Source organism: Rhodobium orientis (assembly GCF_003258835.1).
Taxonomy (GTDB): Bacteria; Pseudomonadota; Alphaproteobacteria; order Rhizobiales; family Rhodobiaceae; genus Rhodobium; species Rhodobium orientis.
Genome location: NZ_NPEV01000020.1, coordinates 35514 through 52104, shown reverse-complemented (window position 1 = coordinate 52104; position 16591 = coordinate 35514). Strand labels below are relative to the sequence as shown.

15 protein-coding genes are annotated in these 16591 nt (G+C 66.9%); 11 read left to right on the top strand and 4 right to left on the bottom strand.

Features of this window, described 5'->3' with window-relative positions:
• Positions 1-1551 carry a fused MFS/spermidine synthase gene (locus tag CH339_RS10955; RefSeq protein ID WP_111434396.1) on the top strand — a complete coding sequence of 517 codons (1551 nt, stop codon included), beginning with the start codon at positions 1-3 and terminating at the stop codon, positions 1549-1551.
• Between the two features lie 90 nt (positions 1552-1641).
• A complete protein-coding gene (locus CH339_RS10950) occupies positions 1642-2136 on the top strand; it encodes an MmcB family DNA repair protein (protein ID WP_111434395.1) in 495 nt (164 codons plus the stop codon).
• 12 nt (positions 2137-2148) lie between these two features.
• Here CH339_RS10950 and CH339_RS10945 read toward each other — a convergent pair whose 3' ends face one another.
• Together CH339_RS10945 and CH339_RS10940 are read right to left on the bottom strand one after the other, a co-directional pair.
• Positions 2149-2703: an ActR/PrrA/RegA family redox response regulator transcription factor gene (locus CH339_RS10945; protein ID WP_111434394.1), complete on the bottom strand. Its 555-nt coding sequence runs from the start codon at positions 2701-2703 to the stop codon at positions 2149-2151.
• Positions 2704-2771: 68 nt separating this feature from the next.
• Positions 2772-4169 (bottom strand): ActS/PrrB/RegB family redox-sensitive histidine kinase, encoded by a 1398-nt coding sequence (locus CH339_RS10940; protein WP_111434393.1) that lies wholly within the window; start codon positions 4167-4169, stop codon positions 2772-2774.
• Positions 4170-4323: 154 nt separating this feature from the next.
• On the opposite strand from CH339_RS10940, the gene CH339_RS10935 reads away from it, so the two are divergent.
• The 7 genes from CH339_RS10935 (at position 4324) to polA (ending at position 12936) form a co-directional block, all read left to right on the top strand.
• Positions 4324-5097: an ABC transporter ATP-binding protein gene (locus CH339_RS10935; protein WP_111434392.1), complete on the top strand. Its 774-nt coding sequence runs from the start codon at positions 4324-4326 to the stop codon at positions 5095-5097.
• Positions 5098-5189: 92 nt separating this feature from the next.
• Complete coding sequence (locus CH339_RS10930) at positions 5190-5957, top strand: ABC transporter permease (protein WP_111434425.1); 768 nt, start codon at positions 5190-5192, stop codon at positions 5955-5957.
• 138 nt (positions 5958-6095) lie between these two features.
• Positions 6096-6494, top strand: a complete 399-nt coding sequence (locus CH339_RS10925) for a hypothetical protein (RefSeq protein ID WP_111434391.1) — start codon at positions 6096-6098, stop codon at positions 6492-6494.
• A 226-nt stretch (positions 6495-6720) separates the two neighbouring features.
• Positions 6721-8367, top strand: coding sequence for a polyhydroxyalkanoate depolymerase (gene phaZ, locus CH339_RS10920; RefSeq protein ID WP_276329878.1), 1647 nt, complete (start codon positions 6721-6723; stop codon positions 8365-8367).
• A gap of 168 nt (positions 8368-8535) precedes the next feature.
• Positions 8536-8997 (top strand): DUF2852 domain-containing protein, encoded by a 462-nt coding sequence (locus CH339_RS10915; RefSeq protein ID WP_111434389.1) that lies wholly within the window; start codon positions 8536-8538, stop codon positions 8995-8997.
• A 145-nt stretch (positions 8998-9142) separates the two neighbouring features.
• A complete protein-coding gene (locus tag CH339_RS10910; RefSeq protein WP_111434388.1) occupies positions 9143-9901 on the top strand; it encodes a M48 family metallopeptidase in 759 nt (252 codons plus the stop codon).
• An 83-nt stretch (positions 9902-9984) separates the two neighbouring features.
• Positions 9985-12936 carry a DNA polymerase I gene (gene polA, locus CH339_RS10905; protein WP_207189577.1) on the top strand — a complete coding sequence of 984 codons (2952 nt, stop codon included), beginning with the start codon at positions 9985-9987 and terminating at the stop codon, positions 12934-12936.
• A 289-nt stretch (positions 12937-13225) separates the two neighbouring features.
• Here the strand turns inward: polA and CH339_RS10900 are convergent, their stop codons facing one another.
• A complete protein-coding gene (locus CH339_RS10900) occupies positions 13226-13813 on the bottom strand; it encodes a HupE/UreJ family protein (protein ID WP_111434387.1) in 588 nt (195 codons plus the stop codon).
• A 129-nt stretch (positions 13814-13942) separates the two neighbouring features.
• Between CH339_RS10900 and nikR the strand changes: the two genes are divergently transcribed.
• Both nikR and CH339_RS10890 read left to right on the top strand, forming a co-directional pair.
• Entirely contained in the window at positions 13943-14371 is a 429-nt protein-coding gene (nikR, locus tag CH339_RS10895) for a nickel-responsive transcriptional regulator NikR (RefSeq protein WP_111434386.1), read from the top strand.
• 24 nt (positions 14372-14395) lie between these two features.
• A complete protein-coding gene (locus tag CH339_RS10890) occupies positions 14396-15523 on the top strand; it encodes a zinc-binding dehydrogenase (RefSeq protein ID WP_111434385.1) in 1128 nt (375 codons plus the stop codon).
• A gap of 81 nt (positions 15524-15604) precedes the next feature.
• On the opposite strand, the gene CH339_RS10885 is transcribed toward CH339_RS10890, so the two are convergent.
• Positions 15605-16585: a dimethyl sulfoxide reductase anchor subunit family protein gene (locus tag CH339_RS10885; RefSeq protein ID WP_111434384.1), complete on the bottom strand. Its 981-nt coding sequence runs from the start codon at positions 16583-16585 to the stop codon at positions 15605-15607.
• Between the last annotated feature and the right edge of the window lie 6 nt (positions 16586-16591).

Here is a 16591-nt window from a genome sequence, read left to right as displayed (position 1 = left end):
ATGGAAGAACACGACGCGCCGGAGGTGCGCGACGAGAACGGGCCGTCCGGCGCGGGTTTGATGGTCCTTCTGGTCGCCGCCGAATTCCTCGTCTCCGCCGCCGGGCTGGTGGTGGAGATCGTCGCCGGGCGCATGCTCGCGCCCTATGTCGGCATGTCGCTCTATTCCTGGACCGCGGTCATTGCCGTGGTGCTTGCCGGCCTCACCATCGGCCATTGGGTCGGCGGTCGTCTTGCGGAGCGGGAGGAAAGGGCGATCGCGCTCGGCATCGCCGCCGCCCTGGCGCTCGCCGCCGTTGCCACCGCGCTCGCCCTGCCGCTGCTCCAGGCGCTCTCCGGCCCGATCCTCGGCAGCGCGGGCACCTCGGTCCTCGGCCTCGTCGTTCTCGCCGCCGTGCTCTTCCTGGTGCCGTCCTTCATGGTCGGCGTGCCGGCCCCGGCGCTGACCAAGATTGCCATCGACCGCGCGCCCCACGCCGCGGGACGGGCGCTCGGGCGCATGTACGCCGCCGGGGCGCTCGGGGCCATCGCCGGCACGCTGCTCGCCGGCTACCTGTTCATTTCCTGGCTCGGGACGGCGCGAACCCTTGCTGTCGTCGCCGCCGTCGATGCCGGGCTTGCCCTGGTCTTCCTCGGCTATGCCGGCCGGCGCCGGGGCCGCACCGCGGTCGCCATCCTCGTCGCAATGGCGCTCTCGGCCGCCGCCGCCGGATTGGCAAGCGCGAAATCCCCCTGCACGGTGGAGAGCGATTACTACTGCATCCGCAGCATCGACATCACGGGCGACGTCGGCACCGAAGCGCGGCTGATGGTGCTCGACCATCTGGGTCACGGCATCAACGTTCGGGACGATCCCCGGCGCCTCGTCACGCCCTATGTGGCCACCATCGACCATTTGCGGCGTTTGCGCTTCGGGGCGCATCCCGTCTCGGCCTTCTTCATCGGCGGCGGCGCCTATACCTTGCCCCGCGCGTGGACGGAAGGGCCAAGCCCCGATCTCGTCACCGTCGCGGAGATCGATCCGGCGGTGACAGAAATTGCCGTCAGCGATTTCTGGCTCGATCCGGAAAAGATGGCGATCCACCACCACGACGCCCGCCGGGTTCTGAGCAACAGCGGCGGCGACTTCGACATCGTCGTCGGCGATGCCTTCACCGACATCGCCGTGCCGCCCCATCTGGTGACGAAGGAGTTTTTTGCGCTGGTCGCGGAAAGACTGAACGATGGGGGCGTCTACATGATGAACCTCGTCGACCGCATGGAGCGGCTGCATGCGCTCGCTGCCGTCCACCGGACGCTGAAAGAGATTTTTCCGGTCGTGGAAGTCTGGGTCGAGGCGGAGGATTTTTCGGCCGGGGGCCGCACCACCTTCGTGCTCCTGGCCGCCAGGACGCCGACGGACGAGGCCCGCGTCGTCGAGCCGTCCACCGGCCGCATCTTCGCCCGTATCCCGCCGGACCGCGTTGCCCGCCTCGTCGCGGAACACGACCCCCCGGTCCTCACCGACGACTATGCCCCCATCGACCGCCTCATGGGCGCGCTGTCGTGGTGACAGACCCGAGGGCAAAACGCGGAGGGGCTTGATCGGTCCGAACAGATGGGGAACAATTGACCGTCCGTTTCGACCAATGCCCGAAGCCCCATGGCCCTAGTCCGCACCGCCGATCTCGCCCCCGACGGCCGCCAGTCGGAAACCGCGCTGATGATCCGCCGCGGCGTCGGCCGGCTGTTGCGCGGCCTCGGCTATGCCTATCTGCCGGAGCTGACGCTCGCCTCCGGGCGCCGCGCCGACATGGTCGCGGTGGGCCTGAAGGGCGATATCTGGATCGTGGAAATCAAGTCGTCGCTGGAGGATTTCCGCGCCGATTCCAAATGGCCCGACTACCACAGCCATTGCGACCGGCTGTTTTTCGCCACCCATCCGGGCGTCGACGCGGGGATTTTTCCCGAGGAAGCGGGCCTCATCCTCTCCGACGGCTACGGCGCGGAGATCGTCCGCGACTGCGGCGAGGACCGGCTCGCCGGCGCCACCCGCAAGGCGGTGATGCTGCGCTTTGCCCAGGCGGCCGCCAACCGGCTGCACGAACTGGCCGATCCGCGCCTTGCCGGCACGGTCACCGAGATCGGGGACGACTGAGGCCGCGAGGGGTCAGCGCGGGGCGCGCTTGGCGAGGATTCGCTGCAGCGTACGGCGATGCATGTTGAGCCGGCGGGCGGTCTCCGAGACGTTGCGGTCGCAGAGTTCGTAGACCCGCTGGATGTGCTCCCAGCGCACCCGGTCGGCCGACATCGGGTTCTCGGGCGGCGGCGCCTTGTCGTCCGGGTTGCGGGTCAGGGCCGCATAGACGTCGTCGGCATCGGCCGGCTTGGAGAGATAGTCGATGGCGCCCATTTTCACGGCCGTGACGGCCGTTGCGATATTGCCGTAGCCGGTGAGGATGACGGCGCGCGCATCCGGGCGCCGCTCGCGCAGGGTCGAGATGACGTCGAGGCCGTTGCCGTCGCCGAGCCGCATGTCCACCACCGCATAGTCCGGCGGGTTGGCGTCGACCTTGCCGATCGCCTCCTGGATCGACTCGGCCGTGTCGGTCTCGAAGCCGCGCTTTTCCATCGCCCGCGCAAGCCGGCTGAGAAACGGGCGGTCGTCATCGACGATCAGCAAACGTTTGTCGCCTGTGTTGGCCATCTGGGTTCCGTCGCTCATGGGACCGCCTTCGCTACACGCTACTGTTGGAAACTTCGGACATAATGTTCGGTTGATGTTTAGCCGAACTATAGCCCGTCGGGCAAGCTCGCTGCGACGCTTGGTCGGATTGAAAATTCGTCGGGGTCGGCATTGGTATCGTCGCCGCTCGCGAAATCAAGGCGTGCACGCGACCAGGCGATCTCAACCACCGCCCCGGTTTCCGGTGCGGTCCGGTTGCTGATGTCGACCTGCGCTCCGGTGCGCTCAAGCAGCGTCTTGGCGATGAAGAGCCCGAGCCCGAGCCCGCCGCCGGAAGAATGGCCCTCTTCGGCCTCGCTGTGCTTGCGGGTGGTGACATAGGGCTCGCCGAGCCGGTCGAGCACGCTCGCGGCAAAGCCCGGGCCGTCGTCGGCGATCGTCACCCGGACGGTCTGGTCGTTCCACTCGGCCGTCAGAACGACCTTTTCTTTCGCGAAATCGGCAGCGTTTTCAACAAGATTGCCGAGCCCGTAAAGGACCGCCGGGTTGCGCACGCCGACCGGCTCCTTGCCGACGCCGTTCTTGATCACCTCGATGTCGACGCCGAAGTCGCGGTTCGGCGCCACCACCTCTTCCAGGATGTGGCTGATCGGCATGCGGTCGAAATGGGTGTCCGGCGCCGCCGACAGGGAGGTCAGCTTGGCGAGGATCTCCCGGCAGCGCTCCGCCTGCGAGCGGATGAGGGCGATGTCCTCGGCGACCGCGCTGTCGTCGGAAAACTCGCCGGCAAGCTCCTTGGCGGTCAGGACGATGGTGCCGAGCGGCGTGCCGAGTTCGTGGGCGGCAGCCGCCGCCAGTCCGTCGAGCGCGGAAAGATGCTGCTCGCGGGCGAGCACCAGTTCGGTGGCGGCGAGCGCATCGGCGAGCTGGCGGCCTTCTTCCGCCACCCGGAACGCATAGACCGCGATGAAGGCAAGGCTCGACGTCAGCGCCAGGAAGATGCCGAGGACGTAGAGCTGCGGGAACTCCAGCCGCTCGCCCGGGAACCAGGGCAGCGGCTGTGGAAAGACGGCGAGCACGCAACTCGCACCGACCGCCAGCGCACCGAGCAGTGCCGTGCGTTTCGGCGGCAGCGCCGTCGCCGAGACGGTCACCGGGGCAAGCAGCAGGAGCGCAAAGGGGTTGGTCAGCCCGCCGGTCAACAGCAGCAGGCCGGAAAGCTGCAGGATGTCGAACGACAGCAGCAGCGTCGCGTTGCCCTCGGTCAGCCGCCGGCTCGAGGGATGACGGATCTTCAGGAAAAGATTGAGCCAGGCGGACAGCCCGATCAGGCCGAAACACCACCAGACCGAAAACGGGAATTTCAGCCAGACGGCGACGGCGAGCACGGCGACGCTCTGGCCGGCGACCGCCAGCCAGCGCAGCCGCACCAGCGTGTCGAGGCGCACCTTGCGGTGGGAAAAGCTCGGGCCCTGGGACGAGGGCGATGCGACGGAACCAAACATCTTACCGGGTCTTCCGTTCAACTCGGGGTCTCTATGCCCGGCTGGATTCTCCATCGGGCGGGTCCATATAATCGAATGGACAAGGATTTGCTGATATTTCTTCGAAGATTCGGCCGCGCAGCGCAAACGCGGCCGCTCTTTTTGGGAGGTCTCCTTGGACCAGTCCACCGACCAGCCGGTCATTTCCGTCGCCGGCCTTGCCAAGAGCTTCGATGCCGTCAACGCCGTTGGGCCCATTGATTTTTCTATTGAAAAGGGCACCATCGTCGGCCTTCTCGGCGGCAACGGCGCCGGCAAGACGACGACCATTGCCATGATCCTCGGCCTCGTGCTGCCGACCGCCGGCGCGATCCGCGTGCTCGGCCACGACATGCTGCGCGACCGCCACCGGGTGCTGCACCGGATCAATTTCGAAAGCCCCTATGTCGACATGCCGATGCGCCTGACGGTGCGCCAGAACCTCACCGTCTTTGCCGGCCTCTACGGCGTCGGCGACGCCAGGGGCCGGGTCGCGGAGCTGGCCGAAAGCCTCGACCTGACGGACTTCCTCGATCGGCCCTCCGGCAAGCTCTCGGCCGGCCAGAAGACCCGCGTCAGCCTTGCCAAGGCGCTGATCAACCGCCCGGAACTGCTGCTCCTCGATGAGCCGACCGCTTCGCTCGATCCCGACACCGCCGACTGGATCCGCGGCAACCTCGACCGCTACCGGCGCGATCGCGGCGCCACCATCCTTCTCGCCTCCCACAACATGCCGGAGGTCGAGCGGCTCTGCGACGACGTTATCATGATGAAGGGCGGGCGGATCGTCGACCGCGGCGCGCCGAAGGCGCTGATCTCGCGCTACGGCCGCTCCAACCTGGAGGACGTCTTCCTCGACGTCGCTCGCGGCCGCGGCCATGCCGCCAGCCTTGAGGAGGCCTCCGCATGACCACCGACACCGCTCCCACCGACTCCGGAGCCACGGACACGGGCCCCATCGACCTCACCTACAAGGCGTTTTCCCCGGCCCGGACCTTCGCCATGGTGCGCCGTTACTGGTATCTGCTGCGCTCCTCCTGGCCGCGCACGGTGGAACTCGTCTACTGGCCGACTGTGCAGATGCTGATGTGGGGGTTCCTGCAGACCTACCTCAACCAGCATTCCGGCTTCTTCGCCAAGACCGGCGGCACGCTGATCGGCGCCGTCCTGCTGTGGGACATCCTGTTCCGCGGCCAGCTCGGCTTTTCCATCTCCTTCCTGGAGGAGATGTGGGCCCGCAACATGGGCAACCTGATGATGAGCCCGCTCAGGCCGATGGAGTTCATCGCCGCCCTGATGACCATGAGCGTCATCCGCCTGACCATCGGCATGGTGCCGGTGACGCTGCTCGCCATCGGCTTTTTCGGCTTCAACATCTGGAGCCTCGGGCTGGCGCTTGCCGCCTTCTTCGCCAACCTCATCCTCACCTCCTGGTCAATCGGCATCGTCGTCAGCGGCCTCGTCCTGCGCAACGGCCTCGGCGCGGAAAGCCTCGCCTGGACGGTGATGTTCCTGCTGCTGCCGCTGTCCTGCGTCTACTATCCGGTGGAGACCCTGCCGGACTGGCTGCAATGGATCGCGCTCGCCCTGCCGCCGACCTACGTCTTTGAGGGCATGCGGGCGATCCTCATCGACAATGTTTTCCGCGGCGACCTGATGCTGATCGCCTTCGGGCTCAACGTCGTCTTCATGGGCGTTGCCGTCTTCACCTTCTTCCGCCTCTTCGACAGCGCCCGAAAGGTCGGCTCGCTCCTGCAGCTCGGCGAGTAGCAGGGCGCTTTTCCGTTTTCCCGGTCCCGATTCGCCCGGCCTGTGACCGCCGTCACAGGCCGTGGAACCGTTTCCCGCCACTGTGGTTCCTGAGGACGCCGGCGATGCCGTCGGCGCGGACCGAAACGGGAGAGGGAAATGTACGGTCTGACGAAGAAACCAGGCGCTGCGACACTGCTGGCCGCGATCATGGCAACCATTGCCGCATCCACCATCGTGCTGCCGGCGGCGGCGAGCCCGGTGCCGCGGGTCAAGCCCGCTGCCTCGGCGGTGACCCGCACGGCCGGCGAGGCGCCGAAATCGGACAAGCTGCGGCTCACCATCCGCACCGCCCATGGCACCAAGACCATCATCGACAACGGCAACGGCACCAAGACGATCATCCTGAGATCCAAGGATGGTCAGCTCATCCGCGCCTACAGCGAAAAGAAGGGCAGCTCCTTCAAGATGAATTCCCTGACAAGCGGCCCCGGCGCGCGCAAGGTCGGCAAAGCGGTCCCGGCGCCCGGTTACATCCTCGTCAAGGCCAAGCGCTGACCGGAACCGGCGCGGCAACGGGGCCATCTGCCGCACCGGTGCGACACCGTGAGAAGTGTGACAAAAACGACACAAAACGGCCGAGATACCGGGAATCCGTGGATATCCGCCATACCGGAGCGGTTGGCTCGATTGGGAATCCGCACGTTGTGCGCTATCCTCTGGACAATGACGCTGCAATGCAGAACAGTTACTGCAGTGCAGCATATGCCGAGGAGCCTCTCCGGTGCCCTATTATCATCTCTATGAGATGCATCACGCGGCCATGAGCCCGATGCGTGCGGCCTGCGACCTCACCCGCCTCTATTTCAACAATCCGCTCAATCCGCTGACCCACACCGCGATCGGCCGCAACATGTCGGCCGCCTGCGAGGTGTTCGAGCGGGCGACGCGGCGCTACGGCAAGCCGGAATTCGGCCTGCCGGAGACCGTCGTCGGCGGCGAACGGGTCAAGGTGCGCGAGCAGGTGGTCTGGGAAAAGCCATTCTGCCGGCTTTTGCATTTCGAGCGCCAGATCCCGACCCTGCGCCATCCGGTGCCGAAACTGCTGATCGTCGCGCCGATGTCCGGCCACTACGCCACGCTCCTGCGCGGCACGGTCGAGGCGATGCTGCCGCGCCACGACGTCTACATCACCGATTGGGTCGATGCCCGCATGGTGCCGCTGGCCGAGGGCAAGTTCGACCTCGACGACTATGTCGACTACATCATCGAAATGCTGCAGGCGCTCGGCTCCGATACCCATGTGGTCGCCGTCTGCCAGCCCTCCGTTCCGGTGCTGGCCGCCGTCGCCGTCATGGATGAGGCGGGCGATCCTTACGCTCCGTGCTCCATGACGCTGATGGGCGGCCCGATCGACACCCGCGTCAACCCGACGGCCGTCAACGACATGGCCAAGTCCAAGGATATGGACTGGTTCGAACGCAACGTCATCATGAAGGTGCCGCTGCCCCATCCCGGCGTCTGGCGCGATGTCTATCCGGGCTTTCTGCAGCTTTCCGGCTTCATGAGCATGAACCTGGATCGGCACCTGTCGGCCCAGCACGACTTCTACAATCACCTCATCGAGGGCGACGGCGATTCGGCCGAAAAGCACCGCGACTTCTACGACGAATATCTCGCCGTCATGGACCTGACCGCGGAGTTCTACCTGCAGACCGTGGAGACCGTCTTCGTCACCCACGCCCTGCCGAAGGGCGAGTTGATGCACCACGGCAAGCGCGTCGACACCACCAAGATCCGCAATGTCGCGCTGCTGACGGTTGAGGGCGAGAAGGACGACATCTCCGGCGTCGGCCAGACCCACGCCGCCCACCGCATCTGCCCGAACATCCCGGCGGAAATGCGCGCCCACTACGTGCAGCCGGGCGTCGGCCATTACGGCGTCTTCAACGGCTCGCGCTTCCGCGCCGAGATCGCGCCGCGGATCTCCGACTTCATCATCACCCATTCGGTCGGCCACCGCGCCGTGCGCGCCCGCCGCGTTGCGGCCGAAGGCCCGCCGGTCGCCAACACCCTGCCGCCGAGCGAAATGATGCCGAGGCCGGAACCGGCGGAAGCAGCCGCCAAGGAGGCGGCGAGGAAAGCCGCGATGAAGGGGATCGCCCGGGCCGCCGCCGGCCCTAAGGCCGAAGAGGCAAAGGCCGAGGCCGCCAAGGCCGCGCCGGACAGCCCCGCCGACGATCTGAAGAAGATCAGCGGCGTCGGTCCGAAGATCGAAAAGCTGCTCAACGAGGCCGGCATCTTCCATTTCTGGCAGATCGCCGAGCTTTCCGCCGACCAGCTTGCAGAACTGGAGGAACGCCTCGCCTTTGCCGGCCGCGCCACCCGCGACGACTGGGTCGGCCAGGCAAGGGCTCTGATCGAGAGCTGATCCGCCCCGCCCCGGGCGGGTGGGCGCTGGCGTCCACTTGAAAAGCGGCGCCATCATCCCCACGTCGCGAATATGCGGCGCCTTGCGGCTGTGACGCCGATGGCAGAGGCGCGTTTTCGGCAGCCGCCGGTTTTTTCTTTGCCGCCGTGGCGCCGGGGTTGGGATGACATGAGCAGCACTTCGGTAATCAGACCTGCCTGGACGCCGGCGATGATCGCCCTGATGGTCGTCGGCTTCGTCGTCTTCTGGCCGCTCGGCCTTGCCGTTCTCGCCTACATCCTCTGGGGCGAGCGCTGGCAGGCGGCGCGCGAGGCCCGCCGCATGGGCCGGGCGCCCGGCGGCTTCTGCGGGCGCCGCCGCGAGCGGTCGCGCGCGTCCGACTTCGAGATCGCGCGCCGCGAGGCGGCCGACACCGACGTCGATCCTGCCATGGACGATCCCTATTATCGCGACGACGTGCCGTCCGGCTTCAACGCCGCCTCGGCGTCCGACGCGGCCTTCGAGGAGTACCTGCGCGGCCTTCGCGCCGAAGCGGCGAACGAGGCCGGCGAGCGGGAGGAATTCTACGACTATATGGACGAGTTGCGCCGCGACGGCCGATCGACGCCGGGCGACGGGCACGTCCGGTAAGGTCCGCGTCCCCGCGGACTACGGCGAGGCGGTATCACATTCGGTGCCGCCTTTCGTTTTTGCAGCGGCGTAAAATGTTAAAAAGGGTGCCGAAACACTCCCGTATCTGGGATCATTGGATCAGTTCCCGATTCGCCGACGACAGATGACGTTCTTCAGAAAACCGCGCCGCGCCAGCGCCCTGCCGAAGGAGGAGCATTTCCTCCTGACCATCGACGGTGCCGACATCCGCGTCCGGCTGCGCCGCGACGCGCGCGCCCGCCGCTTCACCCTGCGCCTGCCGGCGAGCGGCGGCGACCCGGTCGTCACCCTTCCGGCCGACGGCTGCTCCCGCGCCGCGCGGAATTTTGCCGAACGTGAGCGGCACTGGCTCGCTGCCAGGCTGAAGCGTCGGCCGGATAGCGTTGCGTTTGAGGAAGGCGCGCTGGTGCCCCTGCGCGGCATCGAGCATCGCATCGTCTCCGGCGGCCGCCATCGCGGCACCGTCCGGCGCGAGGACGGCGATTTGGGCCCCCGCCTCGTCGTCTTTGGCGCGGCCGAGCACCTTTCCCGCCGTCTCACCGATTGGCTGAAGCGCGAGGCCCGCGCCGACATCGAAGCGGCCGTCGCCGACCATGCCGCCCGGCTGAAGGTGACGCCCGGCCGGGTCACCTTACGCGATACCACCACCCGCTGGGGCTCGTGCTCGTCGTCCGGCGCGCTCTCCTTTTCCTGGCGCCTGGTGCTCGCCCCGCCGGAAGTGCTCGACTATGTCGCCGCCCACGAGGTCGCGCATTTGAAGGAAATGAACCACTCGCCACGCTTCTGGCGCCATGTGGAGACCCTTTGCCCGGGCATGGAAGAGCCTCGCGCCTGGCTGCGCAGCAACGGCCCGCGGCTCCATGCCTATGGTGCCGGCGGCTGACGGACGGCAGTCCTGCCGACACCCGTCAAAACGGCGCACAAAAGAGCTTTTATTGCGCGCACCGGGCGGGCATGATCCGCCCCATGACCGACGATTCCAGCACCGCAAAAGCCATCGGCCCCGGCGACCACGTCTTCCTTGTCGACGGCTCCTCCTACATCTTCCGCGCCTACCACGCCCTGCCGCCGCTGACCCGCAAGTCCGACGGCCTGCCGGTCGGCGCCGTCTCCGGCTTCTGCAACATGCTGTGGAAGCTGCTGCGCGAGGGGCTGACCCCGGAAAAAGGCGACGAGCCGACCCATTTCGCGGTCATCTTCGATGCCTCCGGAAAGTCGTTCCGCAACGACATCTACGACCAGTACAAGGCCCACCGGCCCGAGCCGCCGGAGGATCTGCGGCCCCAGTTCGGCCTCATCCGCCAGGCCGTCCATGCCTTCAACGTCGCCTGCGTGGAAATGCTCGGCTATGAGGCCGACGACCTCATCGCCACCTATGCGCGCCAGGCGCGCGAGGCCGGCGCCAAGGTGACGATCGTCGCCTCCGACAAGGACCTGATGCAACTCGTCGGCGGCGATGTCGACATGTTCGACACTATGAAGAACAAGCGCATCGGCCCGGACGAGGTGGTGGAGAAATTCGGCGTGCCGCCGGAAAAGGTCGTCGACGTCCAGGCACTCGCCGGCGATTCCGTCGACAACGTCCCGGGCGTTCCCGGCATCGGCGTCAAGACCGCGGCCCAGCTCATCGAAGAGTTCGGCGATGTGGAAACGCTGCTTCAGAACGCCGGGACCATCAAGCAGAAGAAGCGCCGGGAGAACCTCATCGAATTCGCCGACCAGGCGCGCATTTCCCGAAAGCTGGTGGAGCTCGACCAGAACGTCCCGGTGGAGGAAGGCCTCGACGATTTCGCCGTCACCGCCGTCGACGGCGTCAAGCTGGTCGCCTTCCTGAAGGCGCTGGAGTTTTCCACGCTCACCCGCCGCGTCGCCGAGGCAACGGACGTCGAGGGCGCCGAGGTCGAGCCGACCGAGATCGCGGTCGCCGGCTGGGAAGCGGAAACCGAAGCCGCCTCTGCCGAGGACGCCGCCGCATCCGCACTCTCCGGCGGCTCGGCAACGGACGGAAAATCGGACTTTACGCCAAAGGCGCTTTCCGAAGAGCGGATTGACCGCATTGCGTCCTTGAAGATCGACACCTCCGCCTATGAGGTCGTCCGCGACGCGGCGGCGCTTCAGGCCTGGGTCGACGATGCCGTGGAGCAGGGCTTCGTTGCCGTCGATACCGAGACCACATCGCTCGATCCGATGGTCGCCGATCTCGTCGGCGTCTCCCTGGCTCTCGCCCCCGGCCGCGCCTGCTACGTGCCGCTGCAGCACAAGGCCGGCAACGGCGACCTGCTCGGCGGCGGGCTCGTCGAGGGCCAGATCCCGGTGGAAAAGGCGCTGGAGATCCTGAAGCCGATGCTTGAGGACCCCGCGATCCTGAAGATCGCCCAGAACATGAAATACGACTGGCTGGTGCTCGCCCGCCACGGCGCCCTGACGGTGTCCTATGACGACACCATGCTGCTCTCCTATGCGCTCGATGCCGGCAAGGGCGGCCACGGCATGGACGAATTGTCGAAGCGCTGGCTCGGCCACGAGCCGATCCCCTACAAGGAGGTGGCCGGCTCCGGCAAGAACGCCGTCACCTTCGACATGGTCGAGATCGAACGCGCCGCCGCCTACGCCGCGGAGGACGCCGACGTCACGCTGCGCCTGTGGATGATCCTGAAGCCCCGGCTCGTCGCGGAACGCGCCGCCACGGTCTACGAGACGCTGGAGCGTCCCCTGGTGCCGGTGCTCGCCCGTATGGAGCGGCGCGGCGTTTCCGTCGACCGGCAGATGCTGTCGCGCCTCTCCGGCGATTTTGCGCAAGGCATGGCGGCGCTTGAGGCGGAAATTCACGAGTTGGCCGGCGAGACCTTCAACATCGCCAGCCCCAAGCAGCTCGGCGAGATCCTGTTCGACAAGATGAGCCTTGAAGGCGGCAAGAAGACCAAGACCGGCGCCTGGGGCACCGGGGCCGGCGTCCTTGAAGAACTGGCGGCGAGGGGCCACGACCTGCCCCAGCGCGTGCTCGACTGGCGCCAGCTCTCCAAGCTGAAATCGACCTATACCGACGCGCTGCCCGGCTACATCAACGCCGAGACGAACCGCGTCCACACCTCCTATTCGCTCGCTTCGACGACGACCGGCCGGCTCTCCTCGTCGGAGCCGAACCTGCAGAACATCCCGGTGCGCACGGAGGAAGGCCGCAAGATCCGCTGCGCCTTCGTCGCCGAGAAGGGCACGAAGCTGGTCTCGGCCGACTACAGCCAGATCGAGCTTCGCGTGCTCGCCCACATGGCCGAGATCCCGCAGCTCAAACAGGCGTTCGAGGACGGCCTCGACATCCATGCGATGACGGCGAGCGAGATGTTCGGCGTGCCGATCGAGGGCATGGAGCCGTCCGTGCGCCGGCGCGCCAAGGCGATCAATTTCGGCATCATCTACGGCATTTCCGCCTTCGGGCTGGCGGCCCAGCTCGGCATCCCGCGCGGCGAGGCCAAGGACTATATCGACAAATATTTCGAGCGCTTCCCGGGCATCCGCGACTACATGGAAGAGACCAAGAAGTTCGCCCGAGCGCACGGCTATGTGGAGACCGTCTTCGGCCGCCGCGCGCACTATCCGGAGATCAACACCAAGAACCCGAACATGCGCGCCTTCCAGGAGCGGGCGGCGATCAACGCGCCGATCCAGGGCTCCGCCGCCGACATCATCCGCCGCGCCATGTTGCGCATGGAGGAGGCGTTGAAGCACTCCGACCTCGGCGCCGAAATGCTCCTGCAGGTGCACGACGAACTGATCTTCGAGGTGCCCGAGGGCGAGGTCGACAAGACCATCCCCGTCATCACCGAGATCATGGAAAAGGCCGCCCTGCCTGCCGTGCAGCTAAAGGTGCCCCTCCAGGTCGACGCCCGCGCCGCCGACAACTGGAACGAGGCGCACTGACGCCCACCAACAGTCAATGTCGCGTTGGCCCGCTAAGTGCGGACATCCGCTTCGTGCCGGTTGCCCTGGATTGCTTCGCTGCGCTCGCAATGACGACGAGTGGGTGATTCTTCAATAGTTTCAACGTCATTGCGAGGAGGCCGCAAGGCCGACGCGGCAATCCAGCCCTTGGCTGCAAGGGTCGGCGTTGCCGGCGTGGCCAGCGGATGCCGGTGGGGGTGCCTTCCAAAAAACGGCGCCCGGAAAAATCCCGGACGCCGCCTCCGTCGGTGGGTGTGGTGTCGGGCGCTCAGAGCACCAGGAGCGCCACGCCGGCAAGGGCGATGGCGCCGCCGCCGGCGCGGACCGCGGTCTTGCCGAAGGCGGCGCTCGTCATCTGCGCGGCAACGCCGATGCCGATACCGATCGCGTGCAGGATCGCGGTGGCCAGAAGGAAGCCGGCGCCATAGGCAAAGCCGCTGGCATCGGCCGGCATCTCCGTGCCGTGGGCGTGGCCGTGGAAGATCGCGAAGGCGCCGACGAGGACGACCGCCGCGCCGAGCGGCAGGGTGCGCCCGAAGGCGATCACCGCGCCGAAGACGATGATCGAGCCGACGATGCCGAGCTCCACGAAGGGCACGCCGATGCCGGCCATGCCGACCGCGCCGCCGACGACCATCATGCCGAGGAAGGCGAGCGGCAGCGCCCACAGCATGCGCCCGCCCATCTGGGCGGCGAGGAAGCCGACCGCGACCATGGCAAGGATGTGGTCGAGGCCGCCGAGCGGATGGCCGAAGCCGGTGGCAAATCCCGCGCCGCCGCCGACGCCGGTATGGGCGAGCGCCGGGCTGGCCACGGCGGTCAAAAGAAGCGAAAGTGGAAGGAGCGACCGATTCATCTCAAAGGAATCCCCTGGTTGCCGTCCGCCTTGATCTCCGGAAGGTGCGGCGGATCGTTATGAAGAAATACAAAAAGATCATACGCCCGATCGGGCGGCGAGGCAACGAACGGGGCGGGACGAAACGCCATGGCGCGTGTGACCATTTCCATCGATGACGACCTCCTGGAAAAATTCGACGTCTTCATCGCCGAGAAGGGCTACGAGACGCGGTCCGAGGGCGTGCGCGACGCCGTCCGGCAACTGCTCGCCGACGAGGAAGTGACGCAGAAGAAGGACGCGCCCTGCGTCGGCTGCGTCACCTATGTCTACAGCCATCGGGAGCGCACGCTGTCCTCGCGCCTGGTGGAGACCCAGCACCACCACCACGACATCCCGACCGCCACCCTCCACGTCCATATCGACCCGGAGACCTGCCTGGAGACAACCGTGCTGAGGGGCACCGTCGCCGAGGTCGAGGACCTTGCCGACCGCATCACCTCCCAGACCGGGGTGCGCCACGGCCGGCTGCACGTCATTCCCGTCGAAACACCGAAACACGAAAAACACGAAACGTAAAAAATACAGACTGCGGAGGACACCATGACCATCGAGATCGAAGCCGCGGTGCTGGCCGCGCCGGCACCGGAGCGCCCTTTCGCCGACGGCCGGCCGCTCGCCATCGAGACATTGCGTCTCGATCCGCCGCAGGCGGGTGAGGTCGTGGTGCGCATCGAGGCGGCGAGCCTTTGCCGGTCCGATCTCTCCGTCATCACCGGCATCCGCGCTTGGCCGATGCCGATCGTGCCGGGCCACGAGGCGAGCGGCGTCGTCGAAGAGGTCGGTGTCGAGGTGACGGGCCTTGTCCCCGGCGACCGGGTGGTGCTGGTCTACCAGCCGCAATGCGGCCACTGCCCTGACTGCATCGGGGGCGATGCCCATCTCTGCGAGCCGGGGCTCGCCGCCAATCGCGCCGGCGCGCTTCTCTCCGGCGGCCAGCGGCTGCACAAGGGTGAGGCCAAGGTCCACCACCACATGGGACTTTCCGCCTTTGCGACCCGCGCCGTCGTCTCCGAGGCCTCGCTCGTCAAGGTCGACGCCGACCTCGATGCGGATGTGGCCGCGCTGTTCGGCTGCGCCGTCATGTGCGGCGCCGGCAGCGTCATCCATACGGGGCACGTCAGGGCCGGTGAGACGGTGGCGATCGTCGGCATCGGCGGGGTCGGGGCGAGCGCCATCCTCGGTGCGCGGGTCGCCGGGGCCGCGCGCATCATCGCCGTCGATCCGGACCCGGAAAAGCGCAAGGCCGCCCTCGACTTCGGCGCCACCGACGCGGTCGCGGCGGGCGACGACGCGGCCGCCATGATCGTGGAGATGACCGGGGGCGGCGTCGACTGTGCCTTCGAGACGGCCGGCCAGCACGATGCCTTCGCCACCGCCTATGGCGCGGCCAAGCGCGGCGGCCGCGTCGTCACCGTCGGCCTCGTCAATCCGGCAACGCCCTTTGCCCTCGACATCGCCGGCCTCGTCACCGGCGCCAAGTCGATCACCGGCAGCTACATGGGAAGCTGCAATCCGAAGATCGACATCCCCAAATTCGTCGGCCTCTACCGTTCCGGCCGGTTCCCGGTCGACAAGCTGATCACCCACACGATGCCGCTGTCGGAGGTCAACACCGCCCTCGACCGCATGGCCGACAGCCGCGCCTTTCGCCAGATCCTGAAGCCCTGACCAAAGCAAATTGCCGAACAAAAACGCCGCCGGATTTTTCATATCCGGCGGCGTTCAAGGTTGCGACAGGAACGTCCGGCGTCAGCCGAGCGTGCGGTAATAGATGTTCTGCGGGTGGTTGGCTTCGGCGAAGAAGTACCAGCGCTCCACCAGCAGCCCCAGCACCTGCACCGCGACGGCGGCAACCAGCAGCGGCAGGGAGTAGAAGAAAATGCCGGCGGCCGTCAGGATCACCGGCACGACGAAGACAGCGGTGAGGAAGATCGGCCTCAGCGACGTCATCAGCCTGGCGCCCGCCCCGTGGAAGAATTCCCGCGTGTTGAAGGTGCCGCCGAGCGCGCCCATGGACCTCTGGACGATGCGGTCGTGGTGGACGCCGATGGCCGTCTGCGGCGTCGATTTGGGGCGAAGCCGCGCATTGCGGATCAGCGAGGCGCCGCGGGTGATGAAGGCGATCACGGTCAGAACGATCGCCCAACCGCCGTAGAAAGTGGTCAGCGCCGGGTCGAAATAGGCCGCCAGCGCCGTCGCCAGCACGAAGCCGGAGGCGCCACCGAGCAGGATGTAGTTCAGCACCGTCAGCGGCGAATGCCATTCCTGCAGGAACTTCAGGCACGCATAGATCATTGCCGTGCAGACGAACAGGCCGAAGGAGAACACGGTGCCGACGACGCCGACGACGAGCGACAGCCGCACCGGCGGCGCCCCCTCGCGGATCAGGAACACCGGGTTCCAGTCGAAATAGTGGATGGCGCCGTAGATGAAGACGAGGCCGATGACGGCCGGCATGATGATGACTTCGCGCGACAGCCAGGAGGTCCGCCACATCGCCGCCGCGCGCCAGGCCCGCTCCGGCCGGCCGAGGTGGAAGAACGAGGCGATGAGGCCGCCGATGAGGAGGAGGAACGACAGGGCGCTGCCGACGATATAGAGGATCGGCGCCGGATCGACGGGCAGGAGCTCGAAGAAATCGTAGATCTCCGCCGTCGTCATGGCCAGGAACAGGCCCTGGCCGAGACCGGCGAGCACCGTCAGAAAGATAACCGAAAACGCGGGATGCATGGGGTA